Origin of the sequence: Bacillus cereus group sp. BfR-BA-01309 (genome assembly GCF_022664315.1) — a bacterium.
In the GTDB taxonomy this organism is placed as follows: Bacteria; Bacillota; Bacilli; order Bacillales; family Bacillaceae_G; genus Bacillus_A; species Bacillus_A mobilis.
Genome location: NZ_JAKUHE010000014.1, coordinates 17365 through 42615, shown reverse-complemented (window position 1 = coordinate 42615; position 25251 = coordinate 17365). Strand labels below are relative to the sequence as shown.

Here is a 25251-nt window from a genome sequence, read left to right as displayed (position 1 = left end):
AATTCTTACATAGTAATCAATTTTCATATATGTCACACTTCACGGACATCCATATCTCCTATTTCAGGAGTCTTTCTTCATTATAGCACATTTCATAAGGAATCATGTTCATTCACGTACTACTTATGTAAAGTAAAAAGCTAGGAAGAACTTCTCCCTAGCTTTCTATTACTCTTCTTCTGCATCAACGATAAAGTTCGGATCTAATTCTTCAAACTCATCATCATCGATTTGGAAATCTTCGTCTGATTCTACACAACCTTCAGGATTTACACTTACACAAATTTTCGTTTCTCCAACTACTTCTGTTACAAATTCACGTTCTACAGTCACAACAATTTTATTACCATTTGGTGATACAAGAGCTTCTAAACAATTTGGTGGCTGAATGACACGAGCAATAATTTCTAAATCATCACCAGAAAAGTTTTTATCACGATACCCAATACTCACTTCATCAGTGTAGTTCACACGTTCTGTTACAACTTCTGTCTTTGTATTACCATCAAATGAATACCAAGTGTTCACATCATAGAAACCTTCAATTTCCACATGCTTTCCATTCTTTCTTGCTTCGTACGAGTGGTTAATTACCCAGCACCCTAAAATACTTGTTGGCTCATTATTCGATTCACATGTATGCGTTGACTTTGTATACTTACGTCCTTTTCCAACCACTGCTTTTGTAATAATCTCTCTAAATTCGGACATTCGTAACCCTCCTCAATCACTATTCACTTAATCATATGCGTGACAATAGCGGAATGTGTCATTCTTTTTTCGAGAAGAACTTACGTTTAACCCACTAAAAAAAGAGATGTCAATTCGACATCTCTTTAACAACCACAATTTCCTTTTTTACTTTCTACCTCTGCGCCCGTTTCACCCTTCAATACATCGCCATTAGTTGAAATTAATATTTCATCTGTAACGTTGTTAGAAATCGTACTGGCAACTAGCTGTAGTAAGTCATTTACATATGTTTGTGAAGATTTAAATTCTTGTACAACTGGGATACTGTCTAACTTATCTTGCAATGCATCAATTTCAGCTTCTACTTTTTTCAAAGCTTCCCATTTCCCGTAATGCTGCAAGTTTACTGCTTGCTTTTGCAGTGCTTTAATTTCATCAATTGCGCGCTTTACATTTTCATTTTTATGAATTTGCGCCTCTGCTTTCTTAAAGAAATCAACTTCTTCTGTTTCAGAAATCATTTTTGCTAATTCTTTCGCTTGCTCAACAATGTCATCTTTCGTATATACTTTCATCTATTATTCCACCTCAATCGGCTCTTCAACTAATTCTCCGTTAAGAGACCAAGTTTTCGCATCCGTTACTTTTACTTTCACAAGCTGACCAATTAAAGATTTTGAAGCGACGAAGTTTACAAGTTTATTCGTACGAGTATAACCTGCGAGTACTTCTGGATTATTTTTACTTTCCCCATCAACTAACACTTCTACAATTTGACCTTTGTAACGATTATTCTTTTCAATTGCCAACGTATTTACTAGTGTATTTAAGCGTTGAAGACGTTCTTTTTTCACTTCCATCGGTACATTATCTTTCATCTTTGCAGCTGGTGTACCTTCGCGCGGTGAATAAATAAAGGTAAAGGCAGTATCAAATCCTACTTCACGATATAACGACATCGTTTCTTCAAATTGCTCATCTGTTTCATTTGGGAAACCGACGATAATATCAGTCGTGAATACCGCGTTTGGAATTGCTTCTTTAATTTTTCTTACAAGCTCTAAATAATGCTCACGTGAATATTTACGCGCCATAATTTTCAGCATCTCTGTGCTTCCAGATTGAACTGGTAAGTGAATATGTTCTACTAAGTTTCCACCTTTTCCAAGCACTTCAATTAGGTGATCATCGAAATCACGTGGATGACTCGTTGTAAAACGAATACGGGCAATATCAACTTTACGGAGTTCGTCCATTAAATCGCCAAGTCCGTATTCAAAATCTTCAAAGTCTTTACCATATGCATTTACGTTCTGGCCAAGTAATGTAATTTCTTTATAACCATTCGCAGCTAAATGACGAATTTCTTGGATAATATCTTCTGGACGTCTGCTTCGCTCTTTTCCACGTGTATACGGTACAATACAATACGTACAGAACTTATCACAGCCATACATAATATTTACCCAAGCTTTAATATCACCACGGCGTACTTTCGGAAGGTTTTCAATTACATCCCCTTCTTTTGACCAAACTTCAACTACCGTCTCCTTCGAGAACATTGCATCCTTTAGAATGTACGGTAATCTATGAATATTATGCGTTCCAAACACCATATCTACATGCTGATTTTTTTGCATAATTTTATTTACAACAGATTCTTCTTGCGACATACAACCACATACACCAATTAAAAGGTCCGGATTTCTTCTTTTTAATGACTTTAAATGACCTAGTTCACCGAACACTTTATTTTCAGCATTTTCACGAATGGCACAAGTATTTAATAATACTACATCTGCATCTTCAGTTGAAAAGGTTGGTTCATATCCAAGTGCAGTGAAAATACCCGCCATTACTTCTGTATCATGCTCATTCATTTGACAACCATATGTACGAATATAGAACTTTCTTCCTGTACCAAAATTACGAAACTCTTCAGGTAAGCCAAAATCCCGTTCAATTTTAACTTCTTCTTTCCCTCGTTTTTTCGCGTCTTTTAAGGAAGGTGGTTGGTATACACTTTCAAAGTATTTACTATAATCTTTCTCTTCTTTTTTCGTAGAGGAATTTGCTCGTTGACTTGCTAATCGTTGTTGCTCGTTCATCGGTAATCTCCTTTCACCCTTAACTATACACACTCTATAGTCCATTTTAATGCGCTTTGACTCACTTCAAAAATGGTTAGATAGCTTGAGAGATAACTTGTCCTTTGAAACTTGAGTAGTCAATCTAATCATTCATAAAAATGAAGTCTTCCCCACACACAAATAGACATTCCCTTTTAACATTTCTTTTTGTCCTACCCAAAAGCATATTGCTTTATCCTTATAAACATTACCATAGTATGAAGCGTTTCGCCAATTTTAACAAGAAAGATGCTCTGTTTGGATCTTACATTTCATAAGCAATGAACTCACCATTTTCATACAACGATTTATATATTATTTTACCATTCTGAATTTTCTAAGTAAATAAGACTATCCTATATTTTCTTATAAAAAAAGGCTGCCACATGGCAACCTCCTCTTCTTATATTACATAAATTCAGCAACAAGTTCATCAAACATTTTCTGATCCATATTTAAATCAGCTTGCACTAAAGGCTTCTCACTATAACCTTTTACAAGTTCTTGATATGAAGGTTGCGCTGTATTTTGATAAATTAAACCTGTTACTAATCCGTTATTTTCCATTAACGTTTGCATAGCCATCATGCGATTAGATGGATCATATCCCTCTACTGTACTTAGTTTTGTTAAATTCTCTTTAAACCAATCGTAAGTATTTACTTTATTGTAAGTAACACATGGGCTGTATACGTTAATTAATGAAAAACCTTTATGGTTAATACCAGCTTCAATAATTTGTGTTAATTCTTTCAAATCACTTGAAAAGCTTTGCGCCACAAATGTCGCACCAGCTGTTAAAGCCATTTCCATAACATTTAATGATGGCTCAATTGAACCTTGTGGTGTGCTCTTCGTTTTAAATCCAGCTTCACTACGTGGTGAAGTTTGCCCTTTTGTTAATCCGTAAATTTGGTTATCCATTACGATGTACGTAATGTCGATGTTACGACGAATAGAATGGATTGTATGTCCCATACCAATCGCAAATCCATCACCATCGCCACCTGATGCGATAACTGTTAAATCACGATTTGCCATTTTTACACCTTGTGCAATTGGAAGGGCACGACCATGAATACTATGCACACCATATGAATTAATATAACCTGAAATACGACCTGAACAGCCGATACCAGAAATAACAGCAAGTTCATCTGGATTTAAGCCAACGTTAGCTGCCGCACGTTGAATTGCAGCTTGCACCGAGAAGTCTCCGCAACCTGGGCACCAGTTTGGTTTTACACTGTTACGAAAGTCCTTAAATGTTGCCATTTAATACAACCCCTTTTTTGCATTCGTTGTAAATCTCTTTCGGCAAGAATGGGTTCCCATCATATTTTAAAAGACTAGAAATTTTCTCACCGTTACCAAGATTCATTTTCATAATGTTAGCAAGCTGACCTGTTGCGTTGTTTTCTACCACTACAACACGCTTCGCATTTTTCACAAGTGGATCGATTTCAGCTGTTGGGAACGGGTGAATTAAACGCACATGAGCATGGTTTACTTTCATACCCTCTTGTTCTAAGCGCTCCATTGCTTCTTCGATCGCGCCACGAGTTGAGTTAAATCCAACAAGCAATACGTCTGCTTCTTCATGCTTAACATTTTTATAAACAGGGGTATTAAACTTCAAGTTCTCCATTTTACGGAAACGTTTGTCCATTTGATCTTTACGGTTTATTGCTGATTCAGATGGTTTACCAGTTTCATCATGCTCTACACCTGTAACATGGTGAACACCATTTTTCATACCAGGTAAAACACGTGGTGAAACGCCATCTTCTGTTACTTCATAACGCTTGAAGTATGCTTTATTTTCACGTTCTGGTAATTCCGCTTCTAAATCAAGCTTACCGCGACGAATTTCCACTTTATCTAAAGTAAGCGGTTCTACCGTTTGTTTCCCTAAAGAAAGCTGTAAATCCGTTAAGAAAATAACAGGAACTTGATATTCTTCAGCTAAGTTAAATGCTTCTACAATATCATAGAAAGCTTCTTCAACTGTACTTGGCGCCATTACGATTTTTGGAATCTCACCGTGCGTACCGTAAATCATCGCCATTAAATCAGACTGCTCTTGTTTCGTTGGTAATCCTGTACTTGGACCACCACGTTGTGTATCAACAATTACTAATGGTGTTTCTGTAATACCTGCTAAACCAATCGCTTCCATCATTAAAGATAGACCCGGACCAGCAGATGCAGTTAATGTACGAACACCAGCATAGTTTGCACCGATTGCCATTGTACAAGCTGCGATTTCATCCTCAGTTTGGATTACTGTCCCGCCAACTTTTGGCAATTTTTTAATTAAGTATTCCATAATTTCAGATGCAGGTGTAATTGGATATGCAGACATAAAGCGAGCACCACCAGCTACGGCACCAAATGCGATTGCATCGTTTCCAATCATAAACATACGTTTCTTACCATCAGCTTTTTCAAGCTGCATCATGTTTACTTTTTCACCTAGCAATTCTTTCATATATTGAGAGCCGCGCTTAATTGCGTCCATATTCTTTTGAACAACTTGCTCTCCTTTACGACCAAAGATCTCTTCAACAACATCTAGATAAGCTGTTTCATCTAATCCTAATACCGCACTTGATGCCCCAACAGCAACCATGTTTTTCATTAATGAAGTGCCTAATTCTGAAGCAATATCTGTAAACGGTATCACATATAGATTTACATCTGTATTATCAGGTATTGTCGGATTAAATTTCGCATCCGCAACTACAATTCCACCTGGACGTAGTTCGTGGAAGTTAAAATCAATAGTTTCTTGATCAAAAGCAATTAAAATATCTAAATCATCTGAGATCGCGCGTACTTCTGTTGTACTTACACGAATTTTATTATTTGTATGGCCGCCTTTAATACGTGATGAGAAGTGGCGGTAACCGTATAGGTAATACCCTAATCGGTTTAATGCAATACAGAAGATTTCTCCTGTACTTTCAATTCCTTCACCTTGTTGGCCTCCAACTTTCCATGAAAGTTGACTAATCATCTCCTACACCCCTTTTGGCTGCATTCATTGTAGTGTATTTTTTTACAGTAATAGTTTAGCATTTTTTATACAAATAAACTACAACGGACGCAAATTATGCCTCTTCTGATTTCCCTGAATCTTTAGTATAAAGCTATTTTGTTTTTCATTCTAGTATTAGGTCTTAAAAAAAGCAATAATATCAAATGAATTAATTCTAATTTTTCTGGATTTTTAAAACAAAAATCTTAAAAGCTTATACGTTCCACAAAATTATCATATAAAAATCGCTCTACAGTAGATGCTGCATAGTGTTTACAAAGCTCATTTATTACATTTTCGTATTCTCTATACGCTGATACATTTACAACTGTTTCTAAAATCCCATCAAAATCCGAACCAAATCCTATATTGTTCTCTCCACCTAATGAACAAATATATTCGATATGGTTTACTATATCCGCTATATTCGCTTGTTTTTCACTTGTTAGAAACTGTGGTACAAAAGTAACACCAATCATGCTATTTCGCTTTATAAGAGCTCTAAGTTGTTCATCTTTTAAATTACGCGGGTGCTGACAAAGTTTCATACAATTTGAATGGGAGGCAATAGGATTTTTTGCAATTTCTATCACATCCCAAAAGCTTCTTTCATTCAGATGAGACACATCAGTCCATACATGTACCGTATTAAGTTCTTGTACAACATGTTTACCAAAGGTCGTTAAACCCGCCCCACGTGTCTCTAGCGCACCATCAGCTAATAAATTGGCATAATTCCATGTTAGTCCAAAAGAACGTACTCCTAGACGATAAAACAACCGTAATTTCATTGCATCTTTTCCAATTGCTTCGCATCCTTCTAGTGTTAATATCGCTCCAATCTCGTCCTGTTTTAACATGTTAATATCATCTTTCGTCTGAATAAACTTCACACCCGGTAATGATAAAATTTCATTATAAAAAATATCGACCATCTGTAATGCTACTTCAAAGCGTTTTTCATATAGCACCGTTTCTGGCACATATATAGCAAAACATTGTATACTCCCTTTTCTTTTCTTTAATTCTTCAAATGTAATATGTAATTGCGGATCGTTTTTAAAATTCTTTTTCCCCTGTGCACTCCATAACTGAAAGAGTACATCACAATGAGCATCAAAAATTTTCATTTCCATTCCTCCATTATAAAAACAACCTGTTTGCATACTGCAAACAGGTTGTTTAAACTTAACGAGGTTCTACAATTAATTTTATTGCTGTACGCTCTTCCCCATCAATCATAATATCTGTGAATGCTGGGATACAAATCAGGTCCAAACCACTAGGCGCTACAAATCCTCTTGCAATTGCTACTGCCTTTACCGCTTGGTTCAATGCACCTGCACCAATGGCTTGAATTTCTGCTGTTCCGCGTTCGCGAATAACACCTGCAAGTGCACCAGCTACAGAATTAGGGACCGACGTTGCTTTAACTTTTAATATTTCCATTCCGCGTTTCCTCCTCGTTTCTATAAAAAGTATTAGCAATTATTTCACTTTAACTTATATTCACGAGGAATGACGCGTATTCCTGCTAAATTTCTGTAATTTTTCTAAAAAATTAAAAAATAATAACTTTTCTAATTTTTACCTAGAAATTACTCAAAAAATGGTTGATCATCATTAATTAAGATACGTTGAATTTTCTTAGCTTTTCCTGTATTAGGATCCACATCAACTAACACTGCACTTAATTGTGTTCTACCACTTGTCACTTCAAATCGTACTGGTAAGTTTGTTAAAAACTTCTTCAATACTGCTTCTCGGTCCATACCTAAAATCCCATCGTAAGGACCTGTCATACCAACATCTGTGATATATGCCGTTCCGCTTGGTAAAATACGATTATCTGCTGTAGGAACATGTGTATGTGTACCTACTACTGCTGTAGCACTACCATCTACATACCAACCTAACGCTTGTTTTTCACTTGTAGTTTCCGCATGGAAATCAATAAAGATAATATTCGTACGTTTTTTTGCAATGTTTATTAATTCATCCACTTTACGGAATGGGCAATCAATTGGAGGAAGGAATGTACGTCCTTGTAAGTTAATAACTGCAACTTCTGTTCCATTACAGTTCACAAAGATAAGTCCTTTTCCTGGAGTTCCTTCTGGGAAGTTAGCTGGTCTTGCAAGATATTTTGCATCATCAATAAATTCAAATACTTCACGGTTATCCCAAGCGTGGTTTCCAAGTGTAACCGCTTGTGCCCCGCATTCTAAAAAGTTTCGATATATTTTTTCCGTAATTCCACGTCCACCTGCTGCATTTTCTCCATTAATAATGGTTACTGTAGGTGTATATTTTTTCTTTAATGCCGGTACGTATTGTTGAATCATACCTCTACCAGGAGATCCTACTACATCCCCAACAAATAATATTCTCATATGTCTTACCCTTCCTATGTACTACATTTTTTATTACTATAGCTTCAAGTGATTCCCTTACAATAAAGTTTGTTTCACTTGTATGCTAATTTCCTTTATTTTAACCAATTCCAACACAAAAAAATAAAGTGGTGTTTCACCACTTTATTTTGCGTATTCCACTGCACGTGTTTCACGAATAACAGTTACTTTAATATGTCCTGGGTAATCCAGTTCATTTTCAATACGTTTTCGAATATCACGAGCTAAACGATGAGCTTCTAAATCATCAATTGTATCTGGTTTTACCAGAATACGAACTTCTCGTCCTGCTTGAATTGCGAAAGATTTTTCTACGCCTTCATAAGACTCTGAAATTTCTTCTAACTTTTCAAGACGACGAATATAGTTTTCAAGCGTTTCACTACGAGCTCCAGGTCTTGCAGCTGATAATGCATCTGCTGCTGCAACTAAAACTGCAATGATAGAAGTTGGTTCTGTGTCCCCATGGTGAGATGCAATACTGTTTATAACTACAGGATGCTCTTTATATTTCGTTGCGAGTTCGACACCAATTTCAACGTGGCTACCTTCTACTTCATGGTCAATCGCTTTACCGATATCATGTAATAGACCAGCACGTCTTGCTAGTTTTTCATCCTCACCAAGCTCTGCTGCCATAAGTCCAGTTAAATATGCAACTTCCATAGAGTGTTTTAAGACGTTTTGTCCGTAACTTGTACGGTATTTTAAACGACCTAAAATCTTAATTAAATCTGGATGTAATCCGTGAACACCCACTTCAAACGTTGTTTGCTCTCCGACTTCGCGAATATACTCGTCCACTTCACGTCTTGATTTTTCGACCATCTCTTCAATACGCGCTGGGTGAATACGTCCGTCCTGTACTAGTTTATCAAGAGCGATACGAGCTGTTTCACGACGAATTGGGTCGAATCCAGAAAGAATAACCGCTTCTGGTGTATCATCGATAATAAGGTCAATACCTGTTAACGTTTCTAACGTACGAATATTTCGACCTTCACGTCCGATAATACGTCCCTTCATTTCGTCATTTGGAAGATTTACAACCGAAACGGTTGTTTCAGCAACATGATCAGCTGCACATCTTTGCATTGCAAGAGATAAGATTTCTTTTGCTTTCTTATCCGCTTCTTCTTTCGCACGAACTTCACTTTCTTTTACCATTACGGCAATTTCATGAGAAACTTCACTTTCTACTTTACCAAGAATAATTGCTTTCGCTTGTTCGCGTGTCAGATTGGAAATGCGCTCTAATTCTGTTTGTTGCTTTTGAACTAACTCTCCCACTTTGCTTTCCAACTCTTCAATCTGTTGTTGTCTCGCTACAAGAGAATCCTCTTTCTTTTCTAACTGCAGCTCGCGTTTATCGAGCGTTTCGTCTTTACGATCAAGGTTCTCTTCTTTTTGCATTAAACGATTTTCTTGTTTTTGTAATTCGCTTCTACGGTCACGAATTTCTAATTCAGCTTCTGTACGAAGTGTATGAATTTCATCCTTTGCTTCTAAAAGCGCTTCTTTCTTAAGTGCTTCAGCCTCACGATTCGCTTCATCTAGAATACGTTTCGCTTCATTAGCTGCACCATTAATCTTCGCTTCAGCAATAGACTTTCGAACAAAAAAGCCAACAACTGCACCGACTGTTGCAAGCAAAATGGAGATGAGTATCCAAACTGTACTACTCATGATTTCACCTCCCCTTGCTATGAATGAAAAAAGACTGTCGGCATGTACATTGAATACCAACATACAGCAAAGACCGTCGTCCCACTTTTTTAAGGGACTTTCTTCATTTCACAATTAAAATGTCATATTATTATTTCGGCAAGATTTAAGTCTTACTCCGAATATTACTTCTCTTCTTGAGAAGAGTATTTCGTATATAAGAAAAAATATACATTCTCATTGTATCTATCGCAATTTTCATTGTCAAGCGTTGTCTACTTTTACTTTCTTTACCTTCAGCCCTAATTCATATATGAATTTAAAAAGCAGACAGCATATTATCCTGGAAAACCTTAGTAAATTCCAGTTTATTCATATAAAACATGCATATATTCCTCTTTATACATAGCCTTTTAAGCAGATTAAATATTTTTTCGTCAACGATATACAACGCTTTCATAATAATTAAAAATAAAAGACACGGGACCGTGTCTTTTATTTTTTAATCTTGAAGATTTGAATCTTCCGTGTCTTCCACACCAGAGTCTTCACCAATTCCGTGATGATCACGAACAAAGAAGGCAATTTCTTCTCTTAAATCCGTATTCTCTTTTAAGAATTGCTTCGAATTTTCACGACCTTGTCCTAAACGCTCTTCATTATAAGAGTACCAAGCACCACTCTTTTGAACGATATCAAGTTCAGAAGCCATATCTAAGATTTCACCTTCTCTTGAAATACCTTCTCCGTACATAATATCAACTTCAGCAACACGGAATGGTGGTGCTACTTTATTCTTAACTACTTTTACTTTCGTTTTATTACCAACGATGTCATTACCTTGCTTTAATTGCTCCGCACGACGTACTTCAAGACGAACTGTTGAATAGAATTTCAACGCACGACCACCTGGAGTTGTTTCTGGGTTCCCGAACATAACCCCAACTTTTTCACGAATTTGGTTAATAAAGATTGCGATTGTTTTTGATTTATTAATTGCACCTGAAAGTTTACGAAGTGCTTGAGACATTAAACGAGCTTGTAAACCTACGTGTGAGTCACCCATGTCTCCTTCAATCTCAGCTTTCGGTACAAGAGCTGCTACAGAGTCAATTACGATAATATCAACCGCGCCACTTCGTACAAGTGCTTCTGCGATTTCTAGTCCTTGCTCCCCTGTATCAGGTTGTGATAATAGTAATTCATCTATGTTAACGCCTAATTTTTGTGCATATACAGGATCCATCGCATGCTCCGCATCAATGAACGCTGCTTGTCCACCTTGACGCTGTACTTCAGCGATTGCGTGTAATGAAACTGTTGTTTTACCTGAACTTTCAGGTCCGTAAATTTCAATAATACGGCCACGTGGGTATCCGCCTACCCCTAGTGCCACATCAAGTGCTAAAGAACCACTTGAAATTGTAGAAACTCTACGCTCCGCTTGTTCTCCTAATTTCATAATTGAACCTTTACCAAATTGCTTCTCTATTTGTTTTAACGCCATATCTAATGCCGCTTGACGATCACTCATTCAAAATTCCTCCTTAACTGAATTGCTAATCTCATTATACCTATTTTCAATTCAATTTGCCAACAAAAATCGAACATTTATTCGATTTTTTTATTTTCCATTAAATAAAACTGCATTTAAGCATTAAAAAAAGCTAGAAGAGACTCATATCTCTTCTAGCTTTTTATATAAATGATAAAATCCATATTTCGCCGAACGTTCCCTAATTTGTTGACGACTTCCACTTAAATTAAGAGGAAAGACTACAGTTGGTTCATCCTTCATCGCCAATCCAACGAATACTGTTCCCGGCTCTTTATGTTCTGAAACATCCGGTCCTGCTACCCCAGTGAAACTAATGCCGATATCTGCTTTTAATAAACCCTTAACATTTTCAGCAAGATAACGAGCACATTCTTTACTTACTGCACCATCAGTAGACAACACTTCCTCAGGTACATGTAAAACATGTTGCTTCACATCATTATGATAACAAATGACACCGCCTTTAAATACTGAAGACACACCAACACTTTCTGTTACTTGATTCCCGAAGAGTCCACCGGTTAAACTTTCTGCACACGCTAAAGTTAATTCTTTTTTCTTCAATAACTCTATCGCCTTATCATGCAGAAACTCTTGATCATACCCGTAGAAAAATTCTCCTACTCTTTCTAAAATCAAATCTTCCATATGCTGAATGAGTTTCGCCGCTTCATCAGCATTTTGATGTTTGGCAGTTAAACGTAGTGTCACTTCTCCATCATTCGCAAGGGGGGCGATTGTCGGATTCGTTTGTCCATCAATTAAATCTTGAACTTTCACTTCTAATTGAGATTCCCCAATCCCGAAGAAACGAAGCACGCGAGAATAAATGTTTTCTCCTGTTGTAAAGTTACGTAAAAAAGGCTCTACATAACTTATATACATCGGCTTCATCTCTTTCGGTGGTCCTGGTAATAAAATATAAACTTTTCCGTTCTTATTTAACCCCATACCAGGTGCCATGCCGTGATCATTCGCAAATACAGTTGCTCCATTCAAAACGAGCGCCTGCTTTTTATTATTCTCTGTGAACTCGCGACCTGTACGCTTAAAGTACTCACTTATCGATGCTAATGCCTGTTCATCATACACCAGCTCTCCACCCAAACCAGAAGATATCGTTTCTTTCGTCAAATCATCTTTTGTCGGGCCTAACCCACCTGTGAAAATAAGCATGTCAGCACGTTCTTCCGCAACTTCAATTGCCTGCTGTAATCGCTTGTTATTATCTCCAACTACAGTATGGTAGTACACATTAATTCCAATTGAAGCTAACTTTTCAGATAAAAACTGGGCATTTGTATTTGCAATTTGTCCAAGTAATAATTCAGTTCCAACTGCAATAATTTCAGCATTCATCCCAATTCCCCCATAAACTTCTATTTTGAGTTTACAAAAGCAGCTCTATTTTTCCAGAAATAATCCCACCCTGAAATAACAGTAAAGAATAATGCAATCCATATAAAGATATCAGCAACTGGAATATGGATTAAATTTAAAGGTACATCGTGTAATAAATACGCTGCAATTGCAATAATTTGTGTCCACGTCTTAATTTTCCCTAACTGATTTGCTGCCACTACTTCTCCTGTTCCAGCAAGTACAAGGCGTAAACCTGTTACTGCAAACTCACGGCTTATAATTAAAATAACGATCCAAGCAGGTACATATTGCATCTCAACTAACGTGATAAGTGCTGCTGAAACAAGTAATTTATCAGCTAACGGATCAAGGAACTTCCCTAAATTCGTTACAAGATTATACTTTCTTGCGTAATATCCATCAATCCAATCTGTAGCCGAAGCAATAATAAAGATCAGTGCCCCTACTAAATGTTGAATTGGTAAATCAACATCACCAATTGTGTATGAACCCCAATCAAAGGGCGCTAACATAATTACCATAAAAATTGGAATTAAGAAGATTCTAGATATTGTAATTTTATTTGGTAAATTCACAGCTATTCCTCCATCATATCAAAAACATTTGTTCATTGAAAAAAGTCATCGAAGCGATGACTGTTATTGTGCAGGTTGCTCTATCCCTTGGTTTTTTATCACCAATCTTTGGTGAAGTTCTTTTTCTGGATCCAATGGATAAGCGACCACTTGGCCATTCAGTTTAACTTCAATATTCGTTGCATTTCCAATATTAAGTCGCACTTCTTTTACTGTTGATACATCATGTTTTTCTATTTGACCCTCTTGTACTGTAGTGTTTAGAATTACCTTCCCAGTATCATCTTTAACATCTACATAACTCGCACCTTTACCCGATATTTCCAGTTCTAATGTTTTATTATTATGAATTTCCAAAGTAGATACTTTACCAGTTGTCCCAACTACTTTCACTTCTTCTTGTCCAGTTGGCTGTGCTGGTTGTTCCTCTTTCTTTGGCTCTTCTTTCTTTGGTTCCTCTTTTTTAGGCTCTTCCGCTTTCACTTCATCTTTCTTTGTATCTAACGGAGAGTTTTCTGCTTTTTTAACCTCAATTTTCTCACTTTGAGCGTTCGGAACTTTCTCATCACCTTTTCCAGTTAACGCTTGGAAAACAAACCAAATTACCACTCCAAATGCGATTACTAACAACGCAACTAAAATTTTCGGCATATGATCTGCAATTGGCCATGATGAAGATTTTTGCATTGTTTCTTGTGTTTTTTGTCCTGTTGATACTTGTGGAACATCGCGTTTTTCAGATTGTGGTATCGTACTCTGATATTCTACAAGCAGTTCCTCTCCATTTAATCCAACCGCATCTGCGTATTGTTTAATGAATGCACGCGCATAAAAAGCTCCTGGCAATACATCATAATTGCCTTCCTCAATCGCTACTAAATGGCGTTTTTGAATTTTTGTAATCTCATGCAGCTGATCAATAGACAAGCCTTTCGTTCCTCTTGCTTCTTTCAGCTTTTGTCCTAATTCTGTCACTACTAACACCTCAATATTTCTTTAAAAGTCAAACATAGAGAAATTATTTTGCGTACCTTGCTCAATTTCATCTACTAAATTATATTGAATTTCTTCATCATAATCGTTACGCAACTCGATAATATAATCAAAATCATCCAATGTGTATTCTGACTGACTCACAAATACGTCAGGATGTTCCACAACTTTCGTTGCAGGTAATCTCATAATTTCACGAACAAGCTGCCAATGCCTTTCGTTAGCACGCTTTGTTGACACGATTCCATCTAAGATGAAAATATTGTCGTCGCTATACTCATCTTCAATCAATTGACTACGAACAGTTTGCTTAATAAGAGTAGATGATACAAATAACCATCTTTTATTTGCACAAACACTTGCGGCAACAATGGATTCTGTTTTTCCGACACGAGGCATTCCTCGTATCCCGATTAGTTTATGACCTTCTTTTTTCATGATTTCAGCCATAAAGTCTACAAGTAACCCTAATTCATCACGTACAAATCGAAATGTCTTCTTATCATCTGCATCTCGTTGTATGTACCTACCATGTCTAACCGCTAGCTTATCTCTTAGCTTTGGCGGACGATATTTCGTTACCGTTATGTTATCCATCGTATTTAAAATTGATTCAAGTCTAGAGATTTGCTCTTGATTATCACACATAAGGAGTAATCCACGTCGTGCATTATCTACACCATTAATTGTGACAATATTAATGCCGAGCATACCGATTAACGAAGAAACGTCACCAAGCAAGCCAGGTCGGTTTTTATGTATTTCATATTCAAAATACCATTCAATCATCCAAGATCACTCCCCTTGCTTACTTTACACCTACGTACTATATTATATGATTTCACCTTAATAGGGAAGCTAAATGTATAATCTAACCCGCGTTATTATTATACAAAAAAAATAGAGAGGAGATTCTCCTCTCTATTTTTTACTTATGTTGTACAAACTTCACCATCAAGTTTGCGATTGTATGTTGCTCTTGTTCATCAGCAACTTTCCAAAGCTCAGACAATAATTTTTCTTGATCGTTGCGCGCTTCTACTTCATTTGCTAAATAATCTCCAACACGAAATGCCATATCTGATACAGCACCGCCATCAAGACCTTTTCCTGATGCCTGTTCTAATCGTTCTCCTAAAAAGCTCTTCCATTGATCAAAATTATCTAAAACTGACATGTGTAAGCACCTCACTACTTAGTAATAGAATCATGCTTAATTTGTACAGTTTTTTATTTTTTATGTAAGAAATTTTTAGCAATGCCAACCGCCGTTCACTCCGATAATTTGTCCCGTTATGTAAGATGCACCTGGCGATACGAGGAATGACACTGTTTTCGCTACTTCTTCTGGTAATCCCAACCTGCCTAACGGAATCTCTTCAGCAATTCCATTCTTATCCTCTTCTGAAAATACATGTAACATTTCCGTTTCAATCGCACCTGGTGCCACCGCGTTAACCCTTAATCCACTTAATGAAACTTCTTTTGCTAAAGCTTTCACATATGAATTTTGTGCACCTTTTACCATCGAGTAAAGCACTTCACATGATGCACCAATTTGGCCCCATATAGACGAAATAAGTACAATATTGCCGCTTCTCCGCTGAATCATAGATGGCAGTGCCATAGATAATAGTTTATAGATGCTCTTCACTTGAAGTTCTACCATATAGTTCAATTCATCGTTCGTTACATCTGTTACGAGTCCAAATATACTCTTCCCAGCTGCATATACGATAACATCAAGAGGATGTTCAATTTGCCCCCACAATTGCTCTGTCCCATCACTAGCAGCCAAATTCGCTTGAACAGGAATTACTTCACCCCATTCTTTCTGCAACTCATTCACTTTCTCTTCACTGTTATTATAATGAACATATACTGTATATCCATCTTGAATTAATTGTTTTGAAATAGCAGAGCCAATCCCTCCGCTGCCTCCAGTTACTAATGCATATTTTTCCATAAATTCCCTCTCTTATCTTTACAAACTCATTTTCATACAACTAAATAATACCCTCATCTTATCATTTCTCTATGATAAGATGAGGGTATTTTTATAAAACCTTTTATTTCTTCGGTAAAACCTGACAAACGCTCATTCTTTCTTCTGATACTAATGTTTTCGCTACCTCTTGTAAATCTTGAACAGTTAACCCTTCTAATACCGTTAATGCTTCAAACAGACTCGATTCATTAAATGCATATCGTGTAAACTGATTTGCAATATATTCCGGTGAATTCAAGGAGCGTAAAAAGCCACCTATTTTCTTTTTCTTTACTCGTTCTAATGCCGCCTCATCTAATTGATCATAATTGGTATTTAATAAAATACCTTTCAAACGCTCTTCCAGTTTATCAGGTTGCTTCGTATCGCCGCCAACCATTGCAAAACCGAAGTTATTCTCTTCCGTATAATCATACGAGAACGAATCATCAATAAGCCCTTCATTATATAAAGATTCGTAATGAACGGAGCTTTTTCCAAATAAATAATCTAAAAGTAACGTAAGCGCAATTTCTTGTTTTAAAAGGGCTTTCCCTTTTTCTTTTAAATTCGTCGCCTTAATACCCACTAAACATTTCGGTGTTTGTACTGGCATTGAAATAATTTTTTTCTTTTCATTTACTTCATCTGGTTCTTCTTCAAATGAACGTACAATTTCTGATTGGTTTTTATAGTCTTTTTTCGCTTGATTTTCACGTACTAAATCCATTGTTTTTTCTGGATCAATTGCACCCACAACAAATAGTAACATATTGCTCGGATGATAAAATGTTTCATAACATTCATATAATAGGTCTTTTGTAATTTTACTAATAGACTCGATTGTCCCTGCAATATCAATTTTAATTGGGTGCTTTACAAACAAGCTATCAATTAAACCAAAGTATAAGCGCCAATCTGGATTATCTTGATACATTTGAATTTCTTGCCCAATAATCCCCTTCTCTTTTTCAACTGTTTTTTCAGAGAAGTAAGGCTCTTGTACGAAGTTTAGCAATGTATTTAAATTTTGTTCTACATTTGATGTACATGAAAAAAGGTAAGCTGTTCTTGTGAAAGATGTAAAAGCATTTGCCGATGCTCCTTGTTTGCTAAACAATTGGAAAGCATCATGATCTTCTTTTTCAAATAATTTATGCTCAAGAAAATGAGCAATTCCATCAGGCACACGAATCATTTCTTCTTTACCTAAGGGTACGAATGTATTATCCATAGAACCATATTTTGTCGTAAACGTTGCAAATGTTTTATTAAATCCTTGCTTAGGTAAAATATATACATCTAATCCATTAGGAAGTTTTTCATAATAGAGTGTCTCTTTTAATTGCTCATAAACAATTTTCTCCATTTATTCTCCCTCCGTTCCTTGTAAAAAGTAAATTGTATCTAGTTCAATATTTTTAGCAACTTTCACAATCTCTTCTTTCGTCACACTTTCAATACCTGTAAGCCATTCTTCAACCGGACGCGTACGCTCTGAAATAATACCATGATACAACATTTCCACAAATCCGCGCGGTGTATCAATCGCCTCTAATATTTGATTTTGAATGACACTTTTCGTTTGGTGCATCTCTTCTTCAGAAAAATCACCATTTTGCATCGCTAACATTTGTTCTTTAATAATCTCAACAGCTTTTTCATAATTTTTCGCTTCGATCCCTGACATAACAAACAATAAGCCTTTATGACTTTCAAAACGGGATGCTGCATAGTAGGCTAAACTATTTTTTTCACGAACGTTAACGAATAACTTCGAATGAGAAAATCCTCCAAACAGTCCATTGAACAATTGCAGTGCAAAATAATCTTCGTCTTTATACGTAATAAACGTACGATAACCGATGTGTAATTTACTTTGTTTTAATTCTTGTTTTTCTACAACTTCTTTTTCTTCATTATTTCTCTTATGAAGAAGTACATTTCTTTCTCTCGCAGGACGCGCTGAAATAGAAAAATACTTACTTACAAGATCAACTGCGTTTTCTGAAATATCACCAATAATGTATAGATCCATTTCATCTTCCGCTAACACTTTTTGATAATATTGATACAAACTTTCATTTGTAATAGAAGAAACACTCTCTTTTTTCCCATTTGCACTTAAACGATATGGTTCTACTTTGCACATTTCTTCAATTAAACGCTCGTTTGCATAGCGCATTTTATCATCATACGTAGCTTCAATTCGTTGCAAGAGCGCTCTTTTTTCACTTTCTACGATAGAAGGTAGAAAACCGTTCCCCTCTGTCGCTGGATGTAAAACTATATCCGATAACATAGAAAGCGCTTTTTCAAATAACGGTGGTGCATCATGCAAATATACTTCATTTGCAATGTCCACATAAATAGAAATAATATGGTCTTCACCTTTTTTACTTACATCTACTGCCAAAGAAGATCCGTATAATTCTTCTAAATATTGACGAAGACGAATTACAGAAGGAAGCTTTTCTGTCGCACTTTGCAATACGTATGGCAATAGGGCACGCTCTGTCACCGTCTCCTCATTTAAAGGTGCTTTCAAACGAAATACAAAAGTATTTGTTTTATATTTATCTGTTGGAATAATATGTACTCGTAAACCACCTAACTCATGTAACTGTTGTTCCATTAGTTTCATTTATAGCCCTCCTTTACGTATGTAGGAATATTCCTCTTCAATATACAGTTTTTAGAAATAAAAAATCAACTTTTCTTCCTCACTATACTTACATTAGGCTCTTTCTAAAAACTTTCATTTGTAAGGAACATCGTAAAATTCCGTATTAAATATAGTCTATGTAAAAAAGCCCGCACTAATGTGCGAGCTTTTTTTATACTTATCGTTTTCCTTTTTCATAAGGTGTTCCTAATGCTTTCGGAGCTTCAGAACGACCTACAAAACCAACAAGTGCTAATATTGTGAATACATATGGCAATATCGTTAAGAATACACTTGGAATTTCTTTTAGTACCGGAATCGTACCACCCGTTATTCCTAGTGATTGAGCAAACCCGAAGAACAGAGCCGCTCCAAGAGCACCAAGTGGATTCCATTTACCGAAAATCATAGCTGCTAGCGCTAAGAAACCTTGTCCAGTAATTGTAGCACCTGAGAAGTTACCAGAGATCGACATTGCGAAGACCGCTCCACCTACTCCTGCAAACATTCCAGATATACAAACTGCAATATAACGCATTTTATAAACATTAATACCCATCGTATCTGCTGCCATTGGATGTTCACCAACCGCACGAAGACGAAGGCCGAACGGCGTTTTATAAATGATATACCAAACAACAAACGCTAAAATAATAGCAATATATGATGTTAACGGTACATTTGAGAAAAAGATTTTTCCGATTACCGGAACATCCGAAAGACCCGGAACATCGATTTTTTCAATACGGTATTGAATGAAATCAGTCTGTCCTTTGCCAAAGATTTTCTTAATCGCAAATACTGTTAAACCAAGAGCTAAGAAGTTAATCGCTACCCCGCTCACTACTTGATCCGCACGGAATGTAATAGATGCTACCGCATGAAGAAGTGCAAATAATCCACTACCAATCGCTGCAAATAATAACGCGATCCAAGGAGTCATCGCTCCCCACGTATCACCCATTAATAACGTTGTAACGATACCAGTAAATGCACCAAATAACATTAAACCTTCCAACGCTATATTTACAACCCCAGAACGTTCACTGAACACTCCACCTAACGCCGTAAAAATAAGTGGCGCTGCCGTATATAACGTACCCGTCACAAGAATGGCTAAAATATCTAAAAAGCTCATTTATTTCCCCTCCTTGCTCATGCGTGTAAGTGCCCAGCGTAAAACATAACTGCACGCTACAAAGAAAATAATACATGCAATAATAACGTTAATTAACTCAGAAGGTACATCCGCTTCAAAATTCATTTGTGGGGCTGCACTTTTCAAACCACCGAACAGTAAAGCTGCTAATAATATGCCAAATGGATTATTTCCCCCTAGAAGCGCTACAGCAATCCCATCAAATCCGATACCAGTAAACGAAGACATCGCTGTCATGTTTTGGAATGTACCAAGCCCTTCCATAGCACCACCAATCCCTGCAAATGCACCCGCAATCGTCATAGATAGTACAACATTTCGAGAAACTTTCATACCCGCATACTGAGAAGCATGTTGATTAAATCCAACAGATTTCAATTCGTATCCTAATGTCGTTCTGTCCAATAAGAACCACATAACAATTGCTACTAATATCGCTACGACAATCCCCCAGTGCAAACGAGAACCATCTGTTAAAGAAGCTAACCATTCAGAAGATAAAGAAGCACTAGATTTTATATCATATGACTTCTCATTCGCCTCATGTAAAAAGCGCTTAATTAAATCATACGTCACGTAAAGTGCAATATAATTCATCATAATCGTTACGATTACTTCATTTACTTTAAATTTCCCTTTCAAATATCCCGGGATAAACCCCCATAGCCCACCAGCTATTGCTGCTACTAAAATTGACAACGGAATATGTAAAATTGCCGGTAATGATACTGCATATCCAAACCAAACAGCAGCCAGCCAGCCAACTAATAACTGCCCTTCTACTCCGATATTAAAAAGACCAGTACGGAATGCAAATGCTACAGAAAGTCCTGCTAATACAAGCGGAATCATCGTACGTAATGTTTCACCAATCGCTTGTGGATTTCCAACCATTCCTTCCCAAAGCGCTGCATACCCAACAATCGGATCATATCCACTAACTAACATTACAATGGCACCAACAAGTAAACCAAAAATAACGGATAATACAGGAACTAAAATATTAATTGTTCGCTCCGTTAAAAAATTTTTAGCCATTTGTACTCACCTTCTCTTTCTCCGTTCCGCCAGCCATCAACAAACCAAGCTGTTGTTCATTTGTTTCTTTTGCATCCACAATTGCTACAATTTTCCCTTCATATATAACAGCAACTCGATCACTTACATTTAAAATTTCATCCAGTTCTAGCGATAGAAGCAATACTGCTTTCCCCTTATCTCTTTGCTCGATTAATTTTTTATGAATAAATTCAATCGCACCTACATCTAAACCACGTGTTGGCTGTGCTGCAATCAACAAATCTGGATTACGATCCACTTCACGTGCAATAATTGCCTTTTGCTGGTTTCCACCAGATAGTGCACGACTTAATGTGTGTTCACCAGGTGTACGCACATCAAACTGTTCAATAAGCGCTTTCGCTTTTTGTGTGATTTGACTAAAGTTTAAAATCCCTTTCTTTGAGAATGGATTTTTATAGTACGTTTGCAAAACTATATTATCCCTAACAGAAAAATCAAGCACAAGACCGTGTTTATGACGATCTTCTGGAATATGACCAATTCCTTCCTCTGTAATTCTTCGAACAGGCCAATTCGTTATTTCTTTTCCTTTAATTGCAATAGAACCTGACTCAACTTTTCGTAAACCAGTAATTGCCTCTATTAATTCACTTTGTCCATTTCCATCAATCCCTGCAATACCAACGATTTCTCCTGCACGAACAGTTAAGTCAAGGCCTTTTACAGCAGGTAATTGGCGTGCATCATGAACGACAATATTCGAAACAGATAGAACCTCTTCTTTCGGTTTAGCCTCTATTTTTTCTGTTTTAAAATTCACTTGACGTCCGACCATTAATTCTGCAAGTTTATGTTCATTCATTTCTGCAACGTCAACTGTACCAATTCCTTTACCTTTACGAATAATTGTGCAACGATCACAAACTTCCATAATTTCTTTCAATTTATGTGTAATAAGAATGATAGATTTCCCTTCTTGCACAAGCTTTTTCATAATTTGAATTAACTCATGAATTTCTTGAGGAGTTAGCACCGCAGTTGGTTCATCAAATATTAAAATCTCGGCACCACGATAAAGCGTCTTTAATATTTCAACCCTTTGCTGCATCCCAACCGAAATATCTTCAATCTTTGCATTTGGATCTACTGCTAAACCGTACTGTTCAGATAATTGTTTAATTTCTTTCGCAGCCTCTTCAACAGCAATTCTTCCTTTGTTCTTCGGCTCATTTCCAAGAATAATATTCTCTGTAACTGTAAAATTATGAACAAGCATAAAATGCTGATGGACCATCCCAATACCAAGGTCATTTGCTATATTCGGATTTGTAATTTTTACAGGTTTTCCTTTAATCTTAATTTCTCCCTGTTCTGGTTGATACAAACCGAACAGTACATTCATCAATGTCGATTTCCCTGCACCATTTTCTCCAAGTAAAGCGTGTATCTCTCCCTGTTTTACTTGTAGCGTAATATCATCATTCGCTACAATGCCTGGGAATACTTTTGTAATATTGTTCATCTCAATTACGTATTCCATTTTGTTCCTCCTTCTAGCAGGGAACACTCCCCAATTGCAGTCTATTAAAGGTATTTTTATATATACAAAGGTTAGTTCTAAGAACTAACCTTTGCTATTTCTCTATTATTATTTCTTTAGAGAAGCTTCATATGTTTTATATTCTTCGTCAGTTGCAGGTACTTTAATTTCACCGTCAGTGATTTTCTTCTCAAATTCTTCTACTTTTGTTAAGATTTCTGGATTTACTTTTTTCACATTGTCAGTAGTTTTCGCAATACCAACACCGTCATCTTTTAAACCGAACTCTTCTACTTTACCGCCTTTTAACTTACCATCTTTTGCTTCTTGCGCTACTTTAGCTACTGCAATATCAACACGTTTTACCATAGAAGTTAAAGTTACGTTTTCAGGCATACCTTCTTGATTTTGGTCACGGTCAACACCGATTACCCAAACGTTTTCACCTTTTTTCTTACGATTTTTCGCTTCTGTGAATACACCGTTACCAGTTGCACCTGAAGCATGATAAATTACGTCAACTCCACCACCGTACATTGCTGAAGCTAATACAGATCCTTTTTCTGGTTTGTCAAATGCATCTGCATATTGCGCTACAATTTCGATATTTGGATTTACTGCTTTCGCTCCCGCTTTAAAACCTGATTCAAACTTTGTAATTAATGGGCTCTTCACGCCACCTACAAAACCAACTTTATTTGATTTTGATGTCATTGCTGCTACAGCACCAACTAGGAATGAACCTTCATGGTCTTTAAATGTAATACTTGTTACATTCGGCTCTTTCACAACACTATCTACAATTGCAAATTGTTCTTTCGGATATTGTTTTGCAACCTTTTCAATCGAATCTTGCATTAAAAATCCAATTCCAAACGTTGTATTATATTTATCTTTTGCAAATTTCGTTAAATTCGGGATATAATCCGCATCTTTACTTGATTGAAGATAACGATATCCTTCATTTTTCTTTAAGTCGTTGTCTTTACCGAACTTTGTTAAGCCTTCCCAAGCTGATTGGTTAAATGATTTGTCATCAACGCCCCCAACATCTGTAACCATACCAACTTTAAACTCTTTTTTGTCACTGCTCGCCTTATCCGAGTTACCACATGCACCTAAAACCGCGCTTGCTGCTAATGTTAATGATAATAAAAGACCTGTTTTTTTCTTCATACTAGAAACCCCTCCTGAAATTATATATATCTCTTTATTCTTACGCTGCTGTCCCTAACTTCTTGCTGTCACCTCCCTAAAATGGAACTTACCTACATACGTTTTCTTAATACGTGGAAGCTAAACTTGTCAGCTCTAAAGTAATTGATAGAATATAAGATTGGCTCATCATTTTGATCATAGTGCATTTGTTTTAAAACTAGCAGTGCCGTTTCAGGTTCACATTCTAAAATCGGTGAGATTTTCGGATGATAGCCAATTGGCTCAATGTGTGCAACCGCGTATGTGATACGTTTATGCGTATTGTTATGTATCACTGTAAGCAATGATTCTTCGTTGTATCCCGATAAATCCGGCAAGATTTCTTTTGCAAGTTTATCGATACAATATACAACAGGTTCCCCATCTGCTGTACGTACACGCTCAATCATTACTGCATTAAAACCATCTTCACTATTAAACTTCTCTTTTTCTTCTTCTGTTAAACTTGTTGTGGATGATGATAGAAAAATAGTTCCTGGTGTTTTCCCCACACTAGAAATCATATCTGTAATGCTAGAAAGTTGTTCGATCCCAGAAGAAAATAACGGCTTTGCATTTACAAATGTCCCTACACCATGTCTACGAATGACAACATTTTCTTCTTCTAAAATACGCAGCGCTTCCCTTAAAGTCGCCCTACTTACACCAAGTTCTTTCGCTAAATCAAACTCTGATGGTAACTTCTGTCTTTCCTTATAAGCTCCATCTTTAATTTTTTCTTTGATGTGATCAATCACCCGTAAATATAGGTGACGACTATCGGATTTTACTGACATAAGACTCCCCCGCATTTCAATTATTCGACCTCTGATGTAAGACTTCTTTTCTCTTTTTTCAACTTACAACATAATAAAAATTGCTAAATACTAAAAATAAGCTTAATTGTCGAATAAATATTAATAATTTTTCAAGATGAAATTTTCACTCTTTACTGCATAAAAAAAACTTTGCACCATAAACATTCCTCATTTCGAGAAAAAGTTCGGCACAAAGATCTCTTACATCCTTTGTTACACACTTTTCCCCTCATAGTCCAGCAATTCATGGTTGCCAGGTAGAAACTTATGGACCTTATCTCCAAGATTATATGAGGCAGTGATTCTTTTCGAAGTAATCTTACCACTTGCTCCCATACGTGTCAACAAAATTTAACATTTTTCTACATTAAATATCGAACATTCATTAAAAACATATTCAAAGCATTCGTAT

General features: G+C 36.4%; 23 protein-coding genes and 1 riboswitch. All 23 genes read right to left on the bottom strand.

Going from position 1 to position 25251, the window contains the following annotated elements:
* Positions 1 to 168: 168 nt before the first annotated feature.
* Positions 169 to 711 carry an outer spore coat protein CotE gene (gene cotE, locus MR115_RS22670; RefSeq protein WP_001288800.1) on the bottom strand — a complete coding sequence of 181 codons (543 nt, stop codon included), beginning with the start codon at positions 709 to 711 and terminating at the stop codon, positions 169 to 171.
* Between the two features lie 125 nt (positions 712 to 836).
* Positions 837 to 1268: a YlbF/YmcA family competence regulator gene (locus MR115_RS22665; RefSeq protein ID WP_000870464.1), complete on the bottom strand. Its 432-nt coding sequence runs from the start codon at positions 1266 to 1268 to the stop codon at positions 837 to 839.
* Between the two features lie 3 nt (positions 1269 to 1271).
* Positions 1272 to 2801, bottom strand: coding sequence for a tRNA (N6-isopentenyl adenosine(37)-C2)-methylthiotransferase MiaB (gene miaB, locus MR115_RS22660; protein WP_242242868.1), 1530 nt, complete (start codon positions 2799 to 2801; stop codon positions 1272 to 1274).
* Between the two features lie 429 nt (positions 2802 to 3230).
* Complete coding sequence (locus tag MR115_RS22655) at positions 3231 to 4097, bottom strand: 2-oxoacid:ferredoxin oxidoreductase subunit beta (protein WP_000190158.1); 867 nt, start codon at positions 4095 to 4097, stop codon at positions 3231 to 3233.
* Entirely contained in the window at positions 4084 to 5841 is a 1758-nt protein-coding gene (locus MR115_RS22650) for a 2-oxoacid:acceptor oxidoreductase subunit alpha (RefSeq protein WP_000625413.1), read from the bottom strand. The genes MR115_RS22655 and MR115_RS22650 overlap by 14 nt, the downstream gene beginning before the upstream one ends.
* 227 nt (positions 5842 to 6068) lie before the next feature.
* Positions 6069 to 6992 carry a dipeptidase gene (locus MR115_RS22645; RefSeq protein WP_242242867.1) on the bottom strand — a complete coding sequence of 308 codons (924 nt, stop codon included), beginning with the start codon at positions 6990 to 6992 and terminating at the stop codon, positions 6069 to 6071.
* Between the two features lie 58 nt (positions 6993 to 7050).
* Entirely contained in the window at positions 7051 to 7311 is a 261-nt protein-coding gene (gene spoVS, locus MR115_RS22640) for a stage V sporulation protein SpoVS (protein WP_000404341.1), read from the bottom strand.
* Positions 7312 to 7460: 149 nt separating this feature from the next.
* The gene (locus MR115_RS22635) at positions 7461 to 8255 is read right to left on the bottom strand and encodes a TIGR00282 family metallophosphoesterase (RefSeq protein WP_242242866.1); all 795 of its coding nucleotides are present in this window, start codon (positions 8253 to 8255) and stop codon (positions 7461 to 7463) included.
* Between the two features lie 144 nt (positions 8256 to 8399).
* Positions 8400 to 9962, bottom strand: coding sequence for a ribonuclease Y (gene rny / locus MR115_RS22630; RefSeq protein WP_000099773.1), 1563 nt, complete (start codon positions 9960 to 9962; stop codon positions 8400 to 8402).
* Positions 9963 to 10443: 481 nt separating this feature from the next.
* Entirely contained in the window at positions 10444 to 11475 is a 1032-nt protein-coding gene (gene recA, locus MR115_RS22625) for a recombinase RecA (protein WP_063260397.1), read from the bottom strand.
* Positions 11476 to 11619: 144 nt separating this feature from the next.
* Positions 11620 to 12858: a competence/damage-inducible protein CinA gene (cinA, locus tag MR115_RS22620; protein WP_242242865.1), complete on the bottom strand. Its 1239-nt coding sequence runs from the start codon at positions 12856 to 12858 to the stop codon at positions 11620 to 11622.
* Between the two features lie 20 nt (positions 12859 to 12878).
* Positions 12879 to 13457 carry a CDP-diacylglycerol--glycerol-3-phosphate 3-phosphatidyltransferase gene (gene pgsA, locus MR115_RS22615; RefSeq protein WP_242242864.1) on the bottom strand — a complete coding sequence of 193 codons (579 nt, stop codon included), beginning with the start codon at positions 13455 to 13457 and terminating at the stop codon, positions 12879 to 12881.
* Positions 13458 to 13520: 63 nt separating this feature from the next.
* Positions 13521 to 14432, bottom strand: coding sequence for a helix-turn-helix domain-containing protein (locus MR115_RS22610; RefSeq protein WP_242242863.1), 912 nt, complete (start codon positions 14430 to 14432; stop codon positions 13521 to 13523).
* Between the two features lie 21 nt (positions 14433 to 14453).
* Positions 14454 to 15239 (bottom strand): DUF3388 domain-containing protein, encoded by a 786-nt coding sequence (locus MR115_RS22605; RefSeq protein WP_000574107.1) that lies wholly within the window; start codon positions 15237 to 15239, stop codon positions 14454 to 14456.
* Positions 15240 to 15378: 139 nt separating this feature from the next.
* A complete protein-coding gene (locus MR115_RS22600) occupies positions 15379 to 15627 on the bottom strand; it encodes a DUF3243 domain-containing protein (RefSeq protein WP_000114455.1) in 249 nt (82 codons plus the stop codon).
* Between the two features lie 75 nt (positions 15628 to 15702).
* The gene (gene ymfI / locus MR115_RS22595) at positions 15703 to 16416 is read right to left on the bottom strand and encodes an elongation factor P 5-aminopentanone reductase (RefSeq protein WP_242242862.1); all 714 of its coding nucleotides are present in this window, start codon (positions 16414 to 16416) and stop codon (positions 15703 to 15705) included.
* 103 nt (positions 16417 to 16519) lie between these two features.
* Positions 16520 to 17806 carry an EF-P 5-aminopentanol modification-associated protein YfmH gene (gene yfmH, locus MR115_RS22590; protein ID WP_242242861.1) on the bottom strand — a complete coding sequence of 429 codons (1287 nt, stop codon included), beginning with the start codon at positions 17804 to 17806 and terminating at the stop codon, positions 16520 to 16522.
* Positions 17807 to 19081, bottom strand: coding sequence for an EF-P 5-aminopentanol modification-associated protein YfmF (yfmF, locus tag MR115_RS22585; RefSeq protein ID WP_063260402.1), 1275 nt, complete (start codon positions 19079 to 19081; stop codon positions 17807 to 17809). It abuts the gene before it with no gap.
* 199 nt (positions 19082 to 19280) lie between these two features.
* On the bottom strand, positions 19281 to 20240 hold the full coding sequence (locus tag MR115_RS22580) for an ABC transporter permease (protein WP_242242860.1): 960 nt from the start codon (positions 20238 to 20240) through the stop codon (positions 19281 to 19283).
* Positions 20241 to 21299: an ABC transporter permease gene (locus MR115_RS22575; RefSeq protein WP_242242859.1), complete on the bottom strand. Its 1059-nt coding sequence runs from the start codon at positions 21297 to 21299 to the stop codon at positions 20241 to 20243.
* Positions 21292 to 22824, bottom strand: a complete 1533-nt coding sequence (locus tag MR115_RS22570) for an ABC transporter ATP-binding protein (protein ID WP_242242858.1) — start codon at positions 22822 to 22824, stop codon at positions 21292 to 21294. Before MR115_RS22570 ends, MR115_RS22575 begins: the two co-directional genes overlap by 8 nt.
* A gap of 108 nt (positions 22825 to 22932) precedes the next feature.
* Complete coding sequence (locus MR115_RS22565; RefSeq protein ID WP_242242857.1) at positions 22933 to 24000, bottom strand: BMP family lipoprotein; 1068 nt, start codon at positions 23998 to 24000, stop codon at positions 22933 to 22935.
* Positions 24001 to 24092: 92 nt separating this feature from the next.
* Complete coding sequence (locus MR115_RS22560; RefSeq protein ID WP_000114176.1) at positions 24093 to 24818, bottom strand: GntR family transcriptional regulator; 726 nt, start codon at positions 24816 to 24818, stop codon at positions 24093 to 24095.
* A gap of 233 nt (positions 24819 to 25051) precedes the next feature.
* Positions 25052 to 25153, bottom strand: a riboswitch (purine riboswitch).
* Positions 25154 to 25251 lie beyond the last annotated feature (98 nt).